Source organism: Microcystis sp. M53602_WE12 (assembly GCF_030065455.1).
GTDB classification, from domain to species: Bacteria; Cyanobacteriota; Cyanobacteriia; order Cyanobacteriales; family Microcystaceae; genus Microcystis; species Microcystis aeruginosa.
Map to the genome: position 1 here is coordinate 1 of NZ_JASJFB010000806.1, position 3,050 is coordinate 3,050.

Consider the following 3,050-nt stretch of genomic DNA (forward strand, 5'->3'; position numbering starts at 1 on the left):
AGACGTGAACGGGGGACTTTGTGCGGTTGTGAACGGATATTTGAGTAAGCCAGGCCGGAGCCAGAAAAAGATATTTATCAGAAACGTCATGATCAAGCTAGAGGTTTAAAGACTGATCGGGTTCCAATTATTTTTATTAATAAATATTTTACACAATTCATACCAGGTAAGCAAGAGAGCTACGCCACTACTACCGAATCATTACCGAAATGTCTGGGAGTGGTGTCAAGATGATTGGTGCGAAAATTATGAAGAGATAAAAAAGAGCAAAAAACAGCAAAATCAGGCATATAAAGTTCTGCGGGGCGGTTCTTGGTTCAACGATCCGGATAACTGCCGTTCCGCTTACCACTACGACATCAACCGCCGCGACGACGGCAGCAGCGGCGGTTTTCGGGTGGTGCGCGGTGCTGGGAGGACTCTGTAACCCTTTTCCCCTTTTTTTCCTTTTTTCCCTTTTTCGATTTTTTTGAGCAAAATGTACTATTTATGTGGTATTTATGTACTATACAAGGATTGAGAGAATTATCTCTCTTTTGTTAAAGTGGGTTGAAACCTTGATTTCTCCTAGCCTGAAACGCGTAAATTCGTTAAAATTTTCAAGACTGACAGAAGAGACCACAAACGCGGGATACCCCTCCGCACCACCTAAAAGGAGAATCTAATGTTCAAAATCGATACTTGCTGTACTCTAGTACCCTACTTTGAAGTACAAGAAGGAAAAATTGCTGCGTTTAAGGAACTAAGCCCCAAGTTCATTGAGAGAACCCGCACCGAAGAGGGCTGTATCCATTATGCTTTCTCGTTTAGCGGTAATATTGTTCATTGCCGCGAGGGTTACGTCGATGCCGCCGCAGTTCTTGCCCACCTGCAAAACGTTGGGGAACTGCTAGACGAAGTTCTCAAAATCGCCAAGATTATTCGCCTAGAAGTTCACGCTCCCGCTTCCGAAATCGAAAAGCTGCGGGAGCAATTGGCTTCTCTTAACCCTCAGTTTTTCGTTCTCGACGAAGGTATTCGCCGCACCAGCGAAGCCTAACCCCGAACTGACAGAAAACGGATGCCCTATTCCCGTCTCGAAACGCACCGGATTACTTCTTTCTCCGGCGAGTTTGTCTTGCGCCCAACTATTAGAAAGATTGAGGGACAATTAAACTTTCAGTACATATCGACCATACGAGAAAAAGCGGGAGAAGAGGAGATAAATGGCAGCAAATTTCCATGTTCTTCCACTTTATTCCTGAAAGTAGAAATGATTGAAATCGTCAATTTCCACTTATTTTGGGACTGACATCACCCTGAGACTCCGAATATTCTGAAATTAGCAAGTAAACACGGCTTCCCAATTTCGGGAAAAAATTATGAATCTACGTTCTGTCAAGACTATCGTATTAAGCGGTATAGCCCTGTTGGTGGCAACTTTGCCCAGCCTCGCTCAAATTCCAATAGAGCCGATCCTTCTGACTACTGCTACTCGCTTCAATTGTGGTCCCCACTTAGAAACATATATAGTTCGTTCGCTAGATAACCGACGGGGAACTGGGATTCGTTGTGTCAAATTCAGTAAAGGACAGCAAGGCTCAAGCATTCCCCGTCTGTCCTGGTACGGGGAAGGAACCTGGGAAGGGGCTACCTACCGTCATTTGGGACAGGCGATTGACCGAGGCAGAATGTTGGTCGGGTTCGCGTCCGACATTCACGGTAACGGGGAGGATGCTAACTTCAACTATCCGGGTAATCTCGATATCCGAACGGTCAGACCAGGAGTGATTCGAGTGACTGGGGCTTGGAATGAGGAGTGGCGTTCGGCTTCCTCCGTTAACTACAACCCCTTACCCCGTCCCAAAACCTGCGGTAGCCATTTCAATCAATATCAGGTAACTGATTTGACAGGTGGGCGCAGAGGCAAAGGTCTGCGCTGTATGCTGAAAGAAGGTCCAGCCAACACAACCTGGTTCGGTAACGGGGATTGGGATGGCAACACCTATTCCCACCTGGGGACTCGCGGAAAGAACGGCTACGGGTCCGCAGATATCTGTCCACCTGAGCGAGTCCATGCCACTATTTTCGGAACCATCTGCAATAACTTCGACTACGGTTCCCTTACCTTCACCTCTACGCGCAGTGGCTTCAATGTCAACGGTGCTTGGAGCGAGAAGTGGTTATTGGTCAGGTGATTTGTCGAGAATTTCAATAAAAAAAGGTTGGGGCGAACATTAGCTCACCCCAACCTTTTTTGTCGTAATTATTTGATTAGAACTTAACCATTGATAGCGGGAGCAATCAGAGCCACGGGAGTCTGTTCGCCACTAGCTAAGTCTAAGGGTAAATGGATTATTTAAATCCTTTTATAACCCCCTATTATTCGAGTTCTTGAGGTTCAATAACCAACTTCATTCCCTGAATAATTAATTTGATTTTTTCCTGAGAAAGTCTTCCGATAGACTCCGTTAAAAGACGTTTATCAACCGTGAAAACCTGTGAAACATTAACAACACTGGATTCAGGTAAATTCCCTTCACCCTCATTCAATAAAACATTACCAATAGCTTTTGCTCGTCTCAAATTGGTTGTTAATGGACACACAATAACCGTCCCAATTTGTGACTGATTCAGAGCATCATTTTGCACCACAACACAAGGACGAAGATAAGCAGGTTCAGAACCTTGTGGTTCTCCTAAATCAATCCAATAAATATCACCTTGAAAAATCGTCATATTTACTCAGATAATTGGCGTTGATGATGGCGTATTCCCTCTAACATCAAAGTTTCTGATTCGTCCAATCCATCACTATAAGCTTCATTCCAACTATCCATTAATCGTTGTTTAGTTGTTTTTTGATTATTCAATCCTAATTGTTGATGTAACTGCTCCAATAACCATTTTTTATCTTCAAGAGAACAGTCTCGTAATTTTTGTTCCAGTTCAATAATTTGAGGGGATATCATAAAATTAACTCCACTTAACATTGAGCTATATCATAATTCTAACAACAAAAAAGCACCCCCTTGCGGGAGTGCCTTTTCGTTCAGACTAGGAATTAACCA

Annotated in this window: 5 protein-coding genes; 3 read left to right on the forward strand and 2 right to left on the reverse strand. The window is 43.9% G+C overall.

The window, feature by feature from the left end; translation table 11 throughout:
• The first annotated feature begins 256 nt into the window (after window positions 1–256).
• From PX482_RS24655 to PX482_RS24665, 3 genes are all read left to right on the forward strand, one after another.
• Window positions 257–427, forward strand: coding sequence for an SUMF1/EgtB/PvdO family nonheme iron enzyme (locus PX482_RS24655; protein WP_288027629.1), 171 nt, complete (start codon window positions 257–259; stop codon window positions 425–427).
• Window positions 428–664: 237 nt separating this feature from the next.
• Window positions 665–1,039 carry a putative quinol monooxygenase gene (locus tag PX482_RS24660; RefSeq protein ID WP_002763977.1) on the forward strand — a complete coding sequence of 125 codons (375 nt, stop codon included), beginning with the start codon at window positions 665–667 and terminating at the stop codon, window positions 1,037–1,039.
• Between the two features lie 322 nt (window positions 1,040–1,361).
• Window positions 1,362–2,177 carry a hypothetical protein gene (locus PX482_RS24665; RefSeq protein WP_288027623.1) on the forward strand — a complete coding sequence of 272 codons (816 nt, stop codon included), beginning with the start codon at window positions 1,362–1,364 and terminating at the stop codon, window positions 2,175–2,177.
• Between the two features lie 184 nt (window positions 2,178–2,361).
• Here the strand turns inward: PX482_RS24665 and PX482_RS24670 are convergent, their stop codons facing one another.
• Both PX482_RS24670 and PX482_RS24675 read right to left on the reverse strand, forming a co-directional pair.
• Complete coding sequence (locus PX482_RS24670) at window positions 2,362–2,718, reverse strand: type II toxin-antitoxin system PemK/MazF family toxin (RefSeq protein ID WP_002764069.1); 357 nt, start codon at window positions 2,716–2,718, stop codon at window positions 2,362–2,364.
• A gap of 2 nt (window positions 2,719–2,720) precedes the next feature.
• Window positions 2,721–2,951, reverse strand: coding sequence for a hypothetical protein (locus tag PX482_RS24675; protein WP_046663804.1), 231 nt, complete (start codon window positions 2,949–2,951; stop codon window positions 2,721–2,723).
• Window positions 2,952–3,050 lie beyond the last annotated feature (99 nt).

What these genes read in the sequence shown, in the direction of transcription:
- PX482_RS24660 (WP_002763977.1), top strand. Translation starts at nt 665, where the DNA reads ATGTTCAAAATCGATACTTGCTGTACTCTAGTACCCTACTTTGAAGTA.
- PX482_RS24665 (WP_288027623.1), top strand. Translation starts at nt 1,362, where the DNA reads ATGAATCTACGTTCTGTCAAGACTATCGTATTAAGCGGTATAGCCCTG.
- PX482_RS24670 (WP_002764069.1), bottom strand. Translation starts at nt 2,718, where the DNA reads ATGACGATTTTTCAAGGTGATATTTATTGGATTGATTTAGGAGAACCA.
- PX482_RS24675 (WP_046663804.1), bottom strand. Translation starts at nt 2,951, where the DNA reads ATGATATCCCCTCAAATTATTGAACTGGAACAAAAATTACGAGACTGT.